Annotated in this window: 8 protein-coding genes; all 8 read right to left on the bottom strand. The window is 71.0% G+C overall.

Going from position 1 to position 15032, the window contains the following annotated elements; all coding sequences use genetic code 11:
• Positions 1–74 precede the first annotated feature (74 nt).
• The 8 genes from HNO80_RS16995 to HNO80_RS16960 all read right to left on the bottom strand — a co-directional run bounded on the left by HNO80_RS16995 (position 75) and on the right by HNO80_RS16960 (position 14968).
• Positions 75–4520, bottom strand: a complete 4446-nt coding sequence (locus HNO80_RS16995) for a type VII secretion EssC family protein (RefSeq protein WP_175324028.1) — start codon at positions 4518–4520, stop codon at positions 75–77.
• Positions 4517–5221 (bottom strand): hypothetical protein, encoded by a 705-nt coding sequence (locus tag HNO80_RS16990; RefSeq protein WP_175324027.1) that lies wholly within the window; start codon positions 5219–5221, stop codon positions 4517–4519. The genes HNO80_RS16995 and HNO80_RS16990 overlap by 4 nt, the downstream gene beginning before the upstream one ends.
• Before the next feature lie 69 nt (positions 5222–5290).
• The gene (locus HNO80_RS16985; RefSeq protein WP_175324026.1) at positions 5291–6949 is read right to left on the bottom strand and encodes a serine/threonine-protein kinase; all 1659 of its coding nucleotides are present in this window, start codon (positions 6947–6949) and stop codon (positions 5291–5293) included.
• The gene (locus tag HNO80_RS16980; RefSeq protein WP_175324025.1) at positions 6946–8667 is read right to left on the bottom strand and encodes a double zinc ribbon and FHA domain-containing protein; all 1722 of its coding nucleotides are present in this window, start codon (positions 8665–8667) and stop codon (positions 6946–6948) included. The genes HNO80_RS16985 and HNO80_RS16980 overlap by 4 nt, the downstream gene beginning before the upstream one ends.
• Positions 8654–9619 (bottom strand): PP2C family protein-serine/threonine phosphatase, encoded by a 966-nt coding sequence (locus tag HNO80_RS16975; protein WP_175324024.1) that lies wholly within the window; start codon positions 9617–9619, stop codon positions 8654–8656. The genes HNO80_RS16980 and HNO80_RS16975 overlap by 14 nt, the downstream gene beginning before the upstream one ends.
• Positions 9616–11076, bottom strand: coding sequence for an RDD family protein (locus tag HNO80_RS16970; RefSeq protein ID WP_175324023.1), 1461 nt, complete (start codon positions 11074–11076; stop codon positions 9616–9618). Before HNO80_RS16970 ends, HNO80_RS16975 begins: the two co-directional genes overlap by 4 nt.
• Complete coding sequence (locus HNO80_RS16965; RefSeq protein ID WP_175324022.1) at positions 11073–13640, bottom strand: transglutaminase-like domain-containing protein; 2568 nt, start codon at positions 13638–13640, stop codon at positions 11073–11075. Before HNO80_RS16965 ends, HNO80_RS16970 begins: the two co-directional genes overlap by 4 nt.
• Positions 13637–14968 carry a DUF58 domain-containing protein gene (locus HNO80_RS16960; protein ID WP_175324021.1) on the bottom strand — a complete coding sequence of 444 codons (1332 nt, stop codon included), beginning with the start codon at positions 14966–14968 and terminating at the stop codon, positions 13637–13639. The genes HNO80_RS16965 and HNO80_RS16960 overlap by 4 nt, the downstream gene beginning before the upstream one ends.
• Between the last annotated feature and the right edge of the window lie 64 nt (positions 14969–15032).

The raw sequence follows: 15032 nt of genomic DNA, 5'->3' as shown, positions 1-15032 counted from the left end.
CCTCGAACCTACCCTGCCGCGCAAAAAACTGTCGATGGGCAGGCCTCCCCATCGGCCCGGAGGGACGCCGGGGGCTAGTTCCGGTTCTCCGGCGGCAGGGCGATCTGCAGCTTGCGGACCTTGCCGCGGCCCACGATGTAGCCGCGGCCCGGAATGAAGTCCCCGCTGATCCGGCCCAGCGAGGTGTTGAGCAGGCTGTCGCCCTCGATGTCCCCGGGGTTGAGCAGCAGGCCCCGGCGGCCGGACTTGAACGGTTGCGCCAGGGACCAGGCCGAGGACCAGGTGGAGGTCTCGGATTCGCCAACCACCCACTGTTCGGCCTTGATGGACGCGGTGACCAGCCGGCCGATGCCCGTCTCGGCCAGGGTGTCGGTGAAGTCCGTCAGGCCCTCGATGAAGATCGCCAGCTTGCCCGGTGTGCCGGAGGAGTAGTCCACCAATTCGTCGATGGCCTCTTCGACGTCGTCTGCGCCCACCACGGAGCGGTCCCAGAGCTTGAGCGACGCCGCGGCGGACCGCCGCGAGCCGAGGTAGATCAGTTCCACGCCGGGGTTGGACCGGCGCAGCGCGTAGGCGAGGGTTACCAGCGCCACGGTGCGGCCTGAGCCCGGCGGTCCTGCCAGCAGCAGCGGGCCCTTCGCCAGGATCTCGGCCGGCTGCAGCGTCTCGTCGTCGACGCCGATCACCGGCAGGTCCGGGCTGCCGGCCGGGAGCACGTCCAGGTCCACCGTGTCCGGCAGGCGTTCGATCTGCGGCGCCCGCTCCACGCCCTGGCGCAGCATGGCCTCGCGGAGCTTGTGCACCTCGCGCGCCTGCACGGCCAGGTTGGAATTCCCGCCGAGGACCGCCAGCTGCACCTCAAGGTTGCCCAGCAGGCCGCGGCCCGGCGGGGTGCCCGCGCCGAGCACGTCCTTGGGCACGTCCATGGACAGGTAGTCGTCTTCGGAGGACAGCCGCAGCACCAGCCGGCGCTGGATCGAGGCGAGCAGCGACGCCGGCACCGCGTTAGGCCGGTCGCCGGTGACGACGAGGTGGATGCCGAGCGGGCGGCCGTCGGTGGCCAGCTGCAGGAAAATGTCCCAGAGCGCCGAGAGCTTGCTGTATTCGTAGGCCTCGCGGAAGGCGGACATGCCGTCCACCAGGACAAAGATGCGCTTCTCGTCCGGCATCTTGGCCAGTTCGCGGTATTCCACGATCGTGGCGGCACGGACCTCGGCGTAGCGGGCCGAACGGTCGTCGGCGAGGTCGCGCAGCCAGCGCAGCAGCCGCCCGACGCGTTCGACGTCGTCGCCGTTGATGATCTCGCCGACGTGCGGCAGCGCGTCGAGCATCTTCAGCCCCGAGGAGCCGCAGTCGACGCCGTAGACGTTGACCGGACCGCCGCGCGGGGTCACGGCGGCGGCAATCGCGATGCCGCGCAGGGCCGCCGACTTGCCCGAGCCGCCGGTGCCGTAGATGGCCATGTTGCCGTCGCGGTCCGGTTCGTAGAAGACCGTCGGCTGGTCCTGGTGCGCGGGGTCGTCCGCCACGCCGAGGAGCAGCCGCTCGTCGGTGCGCGGGTTCGGCAGCCGGGAGAAGTCGTAGGTCGTGGCCAGCTCGTCCAGCCACGGCTTGCGGGGAGGCTCGATGGCGAGCACGTCAGCCGCCTTGATGATGTTCGCCGTCATCCGGGCGATGTCGTTGGGCCCGGCGGGTTCTTCCCGGGCCGGGGTCTCGGCCGCGGGGGCGGCCCAGGGGGCGCCGGACCCGAAGGCCATCTCGACGACGTCGATCCGGGGGCGCTGCGGCTTCTCCGTGGTCCAGCCGCCGGCGTAGCCGGTCTGGAAGCCCTGGATCCGGCCCGGTCCGGTCTTGGCCGCGCCGCGGCCGGGGATGGACGGGTCGAAGTACGCGGCGGTGGGCACGCCGAGGATGTCCACCGCGTCGTCCTCGTCGGCCATGCGCAGCGCCACGCGCAGGTTGGTGTTGGCACGCAGGCTGTCCTTGATGACGCCGGCGGGGCGCTGGGTGGCGAGGATCAGGTGCAGGCCAAGCGAGCGGCCGCGGGCGGCAACGTCCACCACGCCGTCGACGAACTCCGGCACCTCGGTGGCGAGGGCCGCGAACTCGTCCACGATGATGATCAGGTAGGGCGGCGCCTCCGGATCCGCCTGGCGCTGGAGTTCCAGCAGGTCCTTGGCTTTCTTGCGGTTGAGCAGCTTCTCGCGGTGGTGCAGCTCGGCGCGGAGCGAGGTCAGGGCGCGGCGGACCAGGTGCGGCGACAGGTCCGTGACCAGGCCCACCGTGTGCGGCAGGTGCAGGCAGTCCGCGAACGCGGCCCCGCCCTTGTAGTCCACGAACAGGAAGCTCACCCGGTCCGGGCTGTACGCCGCGGCCATGCCCATCACCCAGGACTGCAGGAACTCGGACTTGCCCGCACCGGTGGTGCCGCCGACCAAGGCGTGCGGGCCCTCGTTCTTCAGGTCGAGGTACAGCGGTTCGATGCCTTTGGAGCCCACCAGGGCCCGGAGTGTGCCGTTGTCCTTGCGGTTCGGCTTGGCGCTGGCGTGCACGGAGTTGTTCTCGGTCCAGCGGTCCGCGACGGCCTGCGGGTTGTCCAGGAAGTCCTTGCCGATCAGCGTCGCGTAGGACACCGCCCGCGGCAGGTCGGAGTCGTCCTCGAGCGGCTTGCCGACGTCGACCACCGGGGCGAGCATGCGCGCCAGCTGGGCGGCGAGCCCGGCGTCGAGGCTTTCGCAGCTGACCGGGAAGGTGTGCCGGCCCAGCCGGACCTGGCCGGTGGTGGTGCCGTGTTCGCCGTCGACTGCCATGAAGTCGCGGCAGGCTGCCGGGAGCTGCTGGACGGAGCTGGCCACCCACATGACGTGCACGCCGGAGTCCGGTCCGCGTTCGAGCACCCGGGTGAGCCGCCCCCGGTCCACCGGTGCGTCGTCCTCGACCACCAACAGCACGGTGGGCAGTTGCGGTTCCGGGACGTCGGCGCCCTCGATCGCGAGGCCGGGGCGCAGTTCCGGACGCGGCGACTGTGCCGCGGCCTCGCGCTGGTCGATCAGGTCCTCAAGTTTGGACAGCAGGGCCGAGCCGCCGGCCGGCCCGGCGGCGAGGTGGTCGCCGCTGAGCGGGCTGTGGCCGGAACCTGCGTGCGGCAGCCACTGCAGCCATTCCCAGCGGTCCTTGGACTGCGCCGAGGTGATGGCGGTCAGCACCACTTCGGCCGGGGAATGCAGCCCCACCAGCTGCAGCACCATGCCGCGGGCCACGTCGTCGACGAGGCCGCGGGGGCCGGCCAGACCGAACGAGCCGGCGGTGCGCAGCTGTGAGACGATCGGCACGCCCTCGATGCTGCCGAACTGGGCCATGCACTGCTGGATTTCGGCCATGTACTCAGGCTCGGTCTCGTTGCTGTGCGGCTCCTCGAACTGGATCCGGGACGGCGCCGTGCCGAGCCCGAACCGCAGTCCGAGGAAGCCGGCATGCTCGGGCCGATGGGTCCAGAGCAGCGGGCCCAGTTTGTAGATGGAGTCCACGGTGTCGCTCACGGACGGCGCTTCCTGCAGCCGGACCGAGCGTTCCACTTTCTGCAGCGCGGTAATGTCGGCCCGGAACGCGGCCATGGCGGCGCGGAACGACTTGAGTTGTTCCTTGCGTTCCCGCTTGCCCTGCATCTTCTGGTCCACGTAGTGGCCGACGATGAAGAGCGGCATCATCAGCATGAAGACCACGGACATCATGTTCTGCGTGACGGCGAAGATGACGGCGCCCATCATCAGCGGTGCCACCAGCATGATGTACGGGAACGGGTGGTGCTCCTGGCGCTTCGGACCGGCCGGCAGCGTCCGTTTGTGCGGTTCGAAGCGGGGCACGACGCGGGGCGAGCGGTTGAAATTGATCAGCGGGGAGCTCGGTGCCGCGCCCTGGCTGCCGCCCAGGGACACCACGGACACGGTGGTGTCCCCGAGCGTGACCGTGTCCGAGGAGTTCAGCGTGGCACGGCTGACCGGCAGGCCGTCCATCAGCAGGCCGTTGGCGGAGTTCGTGTCCACGATCTCCACGGTTTCGCCCACCGTGATGCGGGCATGCCGCTTGGAGGTCAACGGGTCGGTCAGCCGGATGTCGACGTCACGGTCCCGGCCGATGTAGCTGGTGCCGGAGGGCAGCGGAAATTCGCGGCCGACGTCGGGGCCGGAGAGGACGCGCAAGGTCGCCGCCGCGGGTCCCCGGTTCGCCCCGGGCACCGCGAACTGCTCGCTGACCTGGGTCAACGCAACGATCGAGCCGGGCCGCAGCCCGGATTCGAGCAGGTTGTCCTCCCGGTTCAGGACGCTGCCCCTAAGGCCGCCGGCGGCGAAGGCCTCCTCGATGCTGAGCGTGAGGTTTGACGGCGGGGCGGTTCCGCGCCGTGCCGGGTCCGCCGCCCAGAGCTCGGTGGCGATGTCCGCCACCGTGGCCAGGCCGTCGACTGTGACGGCGAGGTCCTTCGCCTCGGCCGGGTCGCGGCGCAGGGTCAGCCGGATCCTCATCCTTCGTCCCCTCCGCGCTGAGTTTCCAGCAGCACCAGGTCGGCAGCGGTCACGAGATGGGAGGTTACGGCGTGTTCCACGAGTCGGGCGCGTCGGTTCGTGGCGAGCTTGCCGGCTCCGCCGCGAAGTCCGGCGACTCCCACCCGGTCGAGTTTGTCACACACGTTGTCCAGCTTTCTGTTGAACCGGGTCAACGCCCAGCCCAGGGTTTTGGCCGCTTCCGCGGAGGAGGGGATGGCGCTGAAGCCGGTTCCGTCGCGGCGCAGCATCGGCTCGGCGAGGGCCACGATCAGGGCCTTCTGCGAGTCGGTGAAGACCACGGGTCCGATCGTGGTGTCGCCGCCGCTGTCCTCGCTGCGGGCCTGTTGCCGAAACGCCGGGGTCCGGAGGTGGACGGCAAACTCGTAGGTGGTGGGGCCGGCGGTGAAGATCACGTTGGTGTGGCTGAAGACCAGCGGAATGCGGGCTCCCGGCGCGAGCCAGGCCTGCATGCCGCCGGAGGCGTCCGCGACGGTCGCGCAGAGCATGCTGCCGACGTTGCTGAGCCACCAGATGCCGTCATACCGGGCGATCTGCAGGAACTGGCGGTGCAGGTACGGGTTGTCGTCCACTTCGAGGTCGCCCTCGCGGCCGATGCTGAAGATGTCCTCGTCGGATGGCTCGTGCCATTCGCCGCAGAAATCTATCGCTAGGTCCCCCATTGTCGCTGTCTCCTTGTTGGGCAGTATGCCTTGGTGTTATCGGGTGTGCCGTGGGCCGGGATGCGGTGCTCAGGATTTCCTGGCGCAGGCGATGGAGTCCTGTTCCATCGGCGAGGACGCGCCGTCGGAGCGGACGATCATCACCTGGATGCAGGTCTCCCCTGCCGGGTTGGGCTCCACCTGGATCCTGGCCGTGGTGGTGGCCTGGAAGTCCCCGTTGCCCTTCAGCGAGTAGGTCCGCCACTTGTAGCTGTCGCCGGGCTTGGGCTGCGGGTTCTTCCAGGTGAAGGTGAGTTTTCCGGCACTGTCCGACCGCCCGGAGAGCGCTGCCACGTCCGGGACGGTGCCGTTGTCCAGGGCGTCCGCTGGCGGTTTGCTGAGCTGCTCGGACGCCTTGGGGGCCGGCGCGGGTCCGGTGGTCCCGGCGATAATGCCGACGACGACGGCGATCGCCAGGACCGCACCGCCCACGATCGAGAGCACGAGGTTCCGGCGGCCGTGGCCCGAGGGGCCGCCGTCGGCTTCGCCGGCTGTCCCGCCGCCGGCTTCCTCCCGCGGCGCCACGCTAGAACGGTTGACCGTGGCCGCGACGTCGTCGTCCTCCGGGCGCGGCGCGGCAGCGACGGCAGGCGGCCCCGCGAAGGCCGGCCCTGCGGCGGGCCGCTGGACGGTATCCCGGTTGGTGTCCCGGATGCCCGGGTTGTTGAAGGTGGTCGAGTCGTCCGGCGAGGCTGCGGACGGCACCCGGGCCGGGAAGGTCGGGGCGTGTCCGGTGGCGTCCGGGTCGATCGCGGCGACGCTGCGGACGCGGGTTTCCTCGAAGGTGTCATCGGGGTGCGGCTCGTCGGTGCGGGGCTCTTCGAGGACCTCGAACGGCGTCACGGAGAGGTTCAGCTCCGCCTGGATGCGTTGCAGCGCCAGGGCGAAGGCGTGGGCGGAGGAGTACCGGGAGGCGGGCGACTTGGCCATCGCCGTGGCCAGGGCAAGCTCCAGGGATTCGGGCACGTCGGCACGGCCCAGCTTCGGCACCGGCAAGCTGGTGATCCGGGAGATCAGCTCGCGCTGTGAGTTGTCCGCGCCCGGGAGCACGAATGGGGACCGGCCGGCCAGCAGCGTGTAGAGCGTGGCGCCGAGCGCCCAGACGTCCACCAGCACGCCGTCGACCTGCCGGTCGCTGAACTGTTCCGGCGGGGACCACGGGATGGACATGCCCGCGTCCTCGTCTTGGTCCCCGCCGAGGGTGCCGGAGATGCCGAAGTCGGTCAGCGCCGGCCGGTTGTAGTCCGTGACGAGAATGTTCGCCGGTTTGATGTCGCGGTGCGCGATGCCGGCGCGGTGCGCGGTTTCGACGGCGGAGGCCACTTGGATGCCGACGGCCAGGACCTCGTCCACGCTGAAGCGCTGGCGGCGGTAGCGGACGTCCAGGCTCGGCCGGGAGCAGTACTCCATGGCCAGGTAGGAGTGCCCTGCGTCGGTGACCTCGGCTTCGAAGATCGTCACGATGTAAGGGTGCGAGGACAGCTGGGCCATCAGGTTCGCCTCGGACTCGAAGCGGCGGCGGGCGCCCTCGGTTTTGAGATCCGAGAGCAGCACCTTGACGGCCACCTTGCGGCGCGGCCGGTCCTGTTCGTAGAGGTAGACGTCCGAGAACCCGCCCGAGCCGAGTGGGCTGATGTAGGTAAAGCCCGGGATGCTGGGCGGCGGGGCGACGGGACGTTTGGCGTTCACAGGAGCTCCTCGAAGCGCAGCTGGATGCCGTCGCCCAGTTCGGCAATGTCGCCGTCGAACAGGATCGCCATCTCGCCCTGGGCGAGCCGGCGCGGGGCCTGGCCCTCGCGCAGCAGCACCGTGCCGTTGGTTGCCTTGAGGTCGCACAGCATCACGTGCCAGCCCTCGAGCCGGACCTCCACGTGCGAGCGGGAGATGTCGCCGCCGGGACTCGCCACCTGGACCAGTTTGGGCATCACGGCGCCCTGGACGCGGGACACGGAGGGCTGCCGGCCCACGATCAGCGACTGGTCGAGGTCGATCAGTTCGCCGGTGGAAAGCCGCATCCGGCCCAGCCTCGGGCGGCGGACCTGGACGCCGTCGCCGGGCAGCGCCTGGCCGCAGTAGGCGCACTGGGCGTTGGTGGGCGGGTTCGCGTGGCCTTGCGGGCACACCCGGGCCAGCACCATGGGACCGGTGCCGGGGTCTTTGGCTGTGTCTCTGCCGGGGTCCTTGGGGTGTCCCGGGCTTGCGGCGGGGCTGCCGATGAGGGCGCTCTTCATGATGGTCTGGCCGTCGTGGTCGGCATCGCCGGAAGGCTCCGGAACCTGGCTGGCCGGCAGCTGCGGGGACGGCGGGGTGAACAGCGACGGCGGGGCGACGGGGCCGCGCGGCGCCAGCGGGGCGGCGGGCGTCCGCTCGCCGCCGGTGCGCCAGGGCACCGAGTCGATCAGCCCGCTGGGGACGGCCGGTCGGGCCGCCGGCTCGGGCGCCGGGAGTGCCGCGGGCTCCTCCACCTGTTCCTCCGCCGGGGCGATAGCCGCTGCGGCGGGGTCGGGCTCCCCTGCGTCGGACGGCTCCGGCGCGGGTTCCTCCTCGGCCTCCGGGTCCTCGCGCACGGCGGCGTCTTCGATGTTCCGCATCACCGTCTGTTCCCAGAGGTGGTCGTAGCTGCCGGTCGGCTCCTGTTCGGCGGGCTCGGATTCGGCGGGTTCTGACTCTGCGGGTTTCGGCTCTGCGGGTTCCGGCGGCGGAGGGGCGGGCACCTCCGTTTCCGGTCCGGCGTCGAGGTCCTCCTCCGGGAGTTCCAGCACCGTGTCGGCGGAACTGCCGAGCTCGCTCAGTTCGGCGGCGATGTCCGCTTCGGCGGCGGCCAGCAGCTGGTCCTCGACGGCGGCTTCAGGCGCGGCGCCGGGGAGGGCAGCGGGGACGGCGTCGGGGACGGCAGCCAAGGGCACCGCGTCGGGCCGCACCTCGGCGGCGGGCGGATTTCCGGTCAGCCCGCAGTGCAGTCCCTGCAGCAGGACCACCCCCTCACCCAGCGGCAGCGGGGCGGCGGGGGAGACGGGAGGTGCAGTGGGGACGGCGACGCTGAAGCCCTCGGCCGCCGCAAAGCGCCGTTCGGCCCAGGTGGTCACGTCCCGGCCGCTGAGCGCGACGGATTCCCCGCCGTCCAGCCGGACGTCCAGATCGATCTCGCCGCGCAGGAACACCTGCAGCGAACCGCGCAACCCCACGATCCCGAACCAGGGCAGCCGGGCGAGCGAGCCGCCCGAGGCCGAGGTCACGGCGTCCAGGACCTCATGAATCTCCGGGTCTGCCGCCAGCAGGGTCCAGAGCGAGTCGACCAGGGCGCGGTCGGTGTCCGGACGCAGCAACACCACGGTTCCGGAGCGGACCACGCCCAGCCAGGTTCCCGGTGTGTAGCTCACTTCCGCCAAGCGGTTAGCTAACGCCATGGGGCTCCTCGCCGGATCCGGCTGCGGCCCCGCCTTCTTGCTTCGCCGCGGTGCCGGCGACTCCACCGTCGGGGGCGACGTCAAGCACCTCGGTGCGCGGCAGGGTGTTTTCGTCTTCGGCCTCCGCCGGCGTGCGCGGGGCGGTCTGCGCGCCGTCGTCGTTCGCCACGTTGCTCGCGTCCACCACGATGCAGGTGACGTTGTCGCGGCCGCCGCTGCGCAGGGCTGCCTGGATCAGCTCGTCGACGGCGGCCTGCGGGTCCGGCTCGGAGCTCAGGATGCGGGCTATCTGCTCGTCGTCGAGCTCGCCGTTGAGACCGTCCGAGCAGACCAGGATCCGGTCCCCCTCCTCGACGGGCAGCAGCCAGTAGTCGGCTTCGGTCTCGTCGCCGGTGCCGAGCGCGCGGGTGACGACGTGGCGGCGCGGGTGGACGGCCGCCTCAGCCGGGGTGATCTCCCCGGCATCAACCAGCTCCTGCACCTCGGAATGGTCCACGCTCACCTGGCTGAGCTTGCCCTGGCTGAGCCGGTAGGTCCGGGAGTCGCCGATGTTGAGCACCAGCCAGTACGGGATGCCCGACTGTTCCACCACGACGACGCCGGAGAGGGTGGTGCCGGCACGGGAGCCGGTCGCCTCGCGGATGCCGGCGTCGGCTTCGAGCAGGTACTGCTGGACGACGGCGGCGGTGGCGTCCCGCTCCCCCGTGGCGAGCTGGGGAATTTCGGACAGGGTGCGCACGCAAATGCCGCTCGCGATCTCGCCGGCCTCGTGGCCGCCCATGCCGTCGGCGACCGCGAAGACCGGGTCGGCCGCGATGAAGGAGTCCTCGTTCATCTCACGGCGCAGTCCGCGGTCCGTGCCGTAGCCGCAGTTGAGCCGGAGGCTCGGGGCACTGCTGGGGGTGGTTCCGGGGGCTTCGGCGGGAGGAACGGATGCCGGCTGGGATGTCATGCCTGTCCTAGGTAGAAGGAGCGGTCACCGAAGTGCACGGTGGATCCGGGGCGTACGTGGGTGGGTTCCCCGGGTGCCAGTGCGGTGCGGATACCGTCCGGCGTCGTGACGGCGCTTCCGTTGGTGGAGTTGCGGTCCGTCACCCAGATGCCGCCGTTTCCGGCCAGCACATGGAGGTGGGTCTTGGAGATGGAGCGTCCGGGGTCGGCCACCGGCAGCAACTGCACGGATTCCTCGCCGGGGTGGCCGGCGGGGTTGCGCCCGATCAGCAGGGACCGGTCCAGTTCCACTTCCCGGCCGTCGTCGATCCTGATCCGGAGGATGGCCACGGTGACCGGCGCGGAGCTGTCGCCGCGGACCTGCGTGCGGTCGTGGTCGTCGTCGGGGTGGGCGCTGAACGCGCGGCTGTTCACGGCCTGGCTGCGGACGGCCTCGATCGGGGCGGCGCCGGGGGCGGCGGGCATCGGCTGGAAGGATGCCGGCTGGAACGCCGCCGCAGGAGCCGGCGCCGGAGCCGGCACGGCCGCGGGCGCCGCCTGTGGCTGGAGCCGGGCGGCGCCGGCCACCGGCGAGGCGACTTGCTGCACCGGCGGAAGGTCCAGCGGGGCAAAGCTGTAGGGGCCCTGGATGCCGCCGGTGGTGATCGGGTTCCGGCCGGCCTTGATGTCGAAGACGAGGGTTTTGGCGGCCGTGTCGTGCCAGCCGCGGAGCCTGCTGTTGGGGTCCCAGGCGTTGGAGACCACCACGAGGACGGCCCAGGCGGCACCCACCAGGGCGAGCGGTCCGAGGATCACCAGCGCGGCACCGAACCACTGGAAGAGAACCACTAGCGCGGCGGCCAGGGCGGCCAGCAGCACACCGGCCCCGGTGATCAGGCCGCGGAGGAAGACCGCTCCCCCGCCGGGCGCGTAACCATCGGCGTCGGCGCTGCGGATCCCCACGATGCGGTTGCCGATGGTGTTGCCGGACCGGCCCTCGATCATCGCCTGGACCAAGGTGTAGACGAGCGTGGCCCCGAGCCCGATGCCGCCGAAGAGCACCAGCGAGGAGGTGTTGTAGATGATCGTGCCGGCGCTGCGGGTCTGGGTGACGCCGGCGAAGCCGACGGCGAAGAGCACCACCAGGAGCGCCACGGGGCCGGTCCAGTCCAGCACCGCCGCGCCGAGCCGCTTTCCGGCGTCCGCGGGAACCAACTCAAGCTTGTTCGGCAAAACGGTACCTCCCCCTTGTCCGTGCACACCCTGACTGTTCAGCTGCACTCCGGCAGGCGCATGCCCCGGCACGAACGAACCGACGTGCCCGGAAGGCGCTACCGGGATAGTACCGGGAGTTGCGTCCGCTCGCCCGGCGTTGCGCGCCGAACGGTTGCTCAGCGGCGCCGCGCAGGAGGTGCAGAACGCGGCGCCGGGCCGGATCGGCTGGTGGCAGCGCGGGCAGCGCTCGACGTCGTCGGTCATGGCTCGTTGCGGTTCTTCCTGGCTGTTCCCTGTGGTTCCTGGTGCGGACCGGGCTCCACTGTACTAGCTGCACCGAAGGTGGCCGGGTCAACCGCAGCCGGGCCGGACACCCGGCCGGACCCGCCGGGAACGCCGCCGCCGCGGCGCCGGCCGGGTAGGACCGGGCGGAGTCCGCGCAGCTTCAGCGCGGCCCGGCCGTCGGCCAGCAATGAGCGGGGCGAGAAGTGGGCCTGCTGGCGGCGCCAGAAGCCCACGGTCCCGGTCATCTCCTTGAGCGAGCCGTCGACGATCTCCCAGTACTCACGTACCTGCTCCTCGCTCGGCTCGGCTGCCCCGAAAATGGCGGCGTCGGCCCGGTGGGCGAGCAGCGTGGTGGTGCCCTGGCTCGCAGGGAACGCTTCGCCGAGCACGACGGCGGACTCCCGGCGGGTGGCGCGGTTGTCCACCCCGGCGCCGAGGTCGGTCGCGAGGCTCAGCACCTCGCTCCAGCCGCCGCCGACGCGCTGCGCGGGGTGCCCGTCGGTGAACCGGGCCTTCCGGCGTCGGGACTTCAGCAGCGCGATCAGCAGCAGCGGCAGCGCGAGGACCGCCACCGGTATCAGCGCCGTGCCGATCGCGGCGAGCAGGGGGCCCCAGAACAGCCAGGGGTTGTTCTTCTTCTGGTCGGCGTCGAGCGCGTCCGGCGAGGAGTCCGGCGGCAGTTCCGCCGGTTCCTGCGGCGGGGGCGGCGGCTGCAGGACCTGCGGCTTGGGCTTGGACTTGTTCTCCGGATCCGGCGGGATCGGCACGTTGTCCTTGGGCGGCGTGGGATCGAAGGACACCCAGCCCACCCGGTCGAAGGCGACCTCAACCCAGGCGTGCACATCCTTGCCGGTGATCTGCACTTCGCCCGCACCGTTTTCCGGGCTCTTCGGGTCCGGGTAGAAGCCCATCACCACGCGTGAGGGGATGCCCAGATGGCGCAGCATGAGGGACATCGCCACGGCGTACTGTTCGTCGTCGCCGAGCATCTGCTTGGCCGTCAGCAGGCTGCGGATGCGGTTGGCGCTGTGGCCGGAGACGCTGGGGAGCTGCCCGTCTGCGATCAGGCCGTTGCTGAAGGCACCCTGCTTCTGGAAGTGCGCCTCAATCTGGCGGACCCGGTCGATCGCGGTGGGCGCGTCGGCGGCGAGGTCGTTTGCCTGCGAACCGACCACCGGCGGGACCTCGGCCGGATCCGGCAGCGACACCTTGGCGAAGTCGTACTGGGTCAGCTGGCCGTGCTCCAGCATCGCAGGATCCGCCACCTGGACGCTGTAGGAATCGCCCTTGCCCAGGCCGCGGGTGGTCACGGCGGTGTCCGTGCCGGAGTTGAAGTACAGCCCGGAGGCTGCACCCGAGCCGTCCCGGGCAAAGCTGATCCCGGTGGTCTTGCGGCCGCCCGGCAGGAAGTAGCCCTGGTAGTCCTCGATCGTAATATCCAGGGTGTAGTTGTTGGTCGGCACGATCCCGGTGGAGTCGGCGAGGGTGTTCAGGGACTTCGCGTCGCCCACCTTGCTGAAGCTGCCCGAACCGTTCGGGTCCATGTTGTAGTTGGTGCCGTTGAAGGCGTCCAGGGCAGCGAGGCGTACCCGGCCGTCCTTGGGCAGGCCCTTGACCAGGAAGAGGTTGTCGTCCTTTTTGTCCTTGACGAAGTTGCGGAAGCTCGCCAGTGGCGTGACGTAGTCCTTCGGGTCGAACGGGGGCACGATCGTGTTGCGCAGCACCTTCCGGTCGTCGTCGGCGGCCACCAGCGGGGACGCGACGGCGGTGATCCCGACGGCGACGACGATCACCGCTGCGGCGGTGCCCACCCGGCGGAGCCGCGCCGTGCGGGCCGCCGTCTGGTCCGTGTCCGGCCGGTTCACCGATACCTTGCGGGTGTCGTTGCTGCGCAGGGCGTCGCGGCGGAAGGTGGCCCAGGCGATCGCGACCACGGTCAGCGAGATGCCGCGTTCCACGGTGAGGAAGCCTGCGTTGGTGCTGAAGGCGATGCCGGTGATGAACAGCAGCAGCACCGGCAGCAGCGGCCAGTACGGGCTCTTGAGCCGCCAGATCAGCAGCCCGGAAGCCAGGGCAGTCAGTAGCGAGCTCAAGTACGGGACGATCAGGGTGCCGCCCGCGGTCCCGACCGGCACACCGACGGTGAGCATGTCCTTCCAGGCGAAGACCACACCCACCAGCAGGGTCCGCAGCGATTCGAGGCTGGGCAGGACGCCGGCGATCGAGGCTTCCGGAACGGCCAAGGCAGTGCCGAAAACCAAGTAGGCGCCCACGGCGAGGGCGGTGGTAATCAGCACGCCGAGCCGGAAGTGCACCTTGGCGGCAGCGACGCCGAGGCCCAGCAGGATGCCGCCGAAGCCGGCGGCCAGGTAGTACGGGTCGCCGCCGAAGCTGAGGCTGAAGCCGAGCACGCCGAGCCCCAGCAGCACGGTGAGGGCGCCGGCGTCGAGCGCGTAGTGCCAGGCCGGCTGACCGTCGGCGAAGCCGGAGCGGCGGGGTGCCGCGGTGTTGTTGCGGGGACGCAAGCCCGTGGTGGTGCTCATGCTGCCGCCTTCCTCAGCACGATGGCCAGCTCAGCGAGATCGCCCAGGGTGAGCACGGTCAGGTCCGCGATGTTGGCCCGGGCCGGGGCGGCACCGGCCTGGATCCGGACGGCGAGGCTGCGCACCCCCGGCGGGACCGAAGCCGAGGCGGAGCGCAGCTGGGTGGGGGTGACGTTGCTGCCCACCACGAAGAACACCACGGAGGCGTTCGGCACGGTGTCGGCCAGGGTCCGGGCCAGGTCGACGGCGGTCTTGCGCTGCGGCGCGCCGACAATCCGGGTCATGTCATCGAGCATGTTCCGGCCGGTCTGGCAGCGCAACGGCCCCTGCTGGGTGAGGACGTCGAGGTCGCGCTGTTCCCGGATGGCCTGCAGCCCGATCGAGGCGGCAGCGGAGATGGCCAGTTCGAATTCCTCCTCGGAGGCGTATTCGTCCGTGTTGGTGGAGAGCGAAATGGCCAGGTGCGCCCGGCGGGTTTCCTCGAACTGGCGCACCATGAGCTTGTTGGTCCGCGCCGTGGTCTTCCAGTGGATGTGCCGCCGGTCATCGCCCGGCACGTAATCGCGCAGCGCGTGGAAGGAGACATCGGCGCTGGAGAGGTCGGTGGTGGGCATGCCCTCAAGGTCGCGGATGAAGCCCGCGGCGGAACCCGCCAGGGCCACGGTCTTCGGGTGCACGTAGAGGTCCTCGGGTTCGGTCCAGAGCACTTGGCGGCGCAGCAGGTGCAGCGGGTCGGCGCGCACGGAACGGACCGGGCCCACCACGATCACGGCGCGGCGGGCGGTAGGGATGGTGAAGAGGTCCTCGTGGACCTGCCCGGGTTTCATCCGGGGCAGGTGGAACACGGCAGTGGCGGCGCCTACCGGGAGTTCCAGGGTGGCGGGAAGCAACGGGCGGGCGGAGGTGTTGGACACCGCGATGCTGCCGACGGCGCTGTCCCCCACGGCCACCCGGGTCCGGGCGAGGTCCAGCAGCACGCCGTAGGAGGAGCGGCCCAGGATGAAGCCGACCGCCAGCACCAGCAGGACGAAGGCGGCGATCGCGGCGGCCTTGGCTTCCTGCCAGCCGTAGGCCTGGCCGGCGCTCCACAGCAGCACCGCAGCGGCCAGCACGGACCAGCCGAGCACGCTCACGACGGAGAGCACGGGCCAGAGGTGTCGGCGGAACCGCTCCCCGACGGCGCGACCGGCCGGAGCCAGTGCCAGGGCGGCGGTACTGCGGGCCTCGGCCCAGACGGCGGAGGGGTGCAGCCGGGAGGGTCGGCCGGCCCCGGGCAGGGGCCGCTTTAGGCGCTCAGCAAGCCGGCTCAACGGAGTGCTGGTGGACATATGGGTGCCTTTGTTCGTGCAGGGTGGCGGGGCCGGCTTGGGGCGGCTCCGGGAGCGGACTGGG

Source organism: Arthrobacter sp. C9C5 (assembly GCF_013359735.1).
Lineage (GTDB): Bacteria > Actinomycetota > Actinomycetes > Actinomycetales > Micrococcaceae > Arthrobacter.
The sequence above is the reverse complement of the archived record's forward strand: the minus strand, read 5'-3'. Positions and strand labels throughout refer to the sequence as shown.

Coding starts and splice junctions, on each gene's coding strand:
- HNO80_RS16995 (WP_175324028.1), bottom strand. CDS start 4,520: ATGAGGATCCGGCTGACCCTGCGCCGCGACCCGGCCGAGGCGAAGGAC.
- HNO80_RS16970 (WP_175324023.1), bottom strand. CDS start 11,076: ATGACCGACGACGTCGAGCGCTGCCCGCGCTGCCACCAGCCGATCCGG.
- HNO80_RS16965 (WP_175324022.1), bottom strand. CDS start 13,640: ATGAGCACCACCACGGGCTTGCGTCCCCGCAACAACACCGCGGCACCC.
- HNO80_RS16960 (WP_175324021.1), bottom strand. CDS start 14,968: ATGTCCACCAGCACTCCGTTGAGCCGGCTTGCTGAGCGCCTAAAGCGG.
- HNO80_RS16980 (WP_175324025.1), bottom strand. CDS start 8,667: ATGGCGTTAGCTAACCGCTTGGCGGAAGTGAGCTACACACCGGGAACC.
- HNO80_RS16975 (WP_175324024.1), bottom strand. CDS start 9,619: ATGACATCCCAGCCGGCATCCGTTCCTCCCGCCGAAGCCCCCGGAACC.
- HNO80_RS16990 (WP_175324027.1), bottom strand. CDS start 5,221: ATGGGGGACCTAGCGATAGATTTCTGCGGCGAATGGCACGAGCCATCC.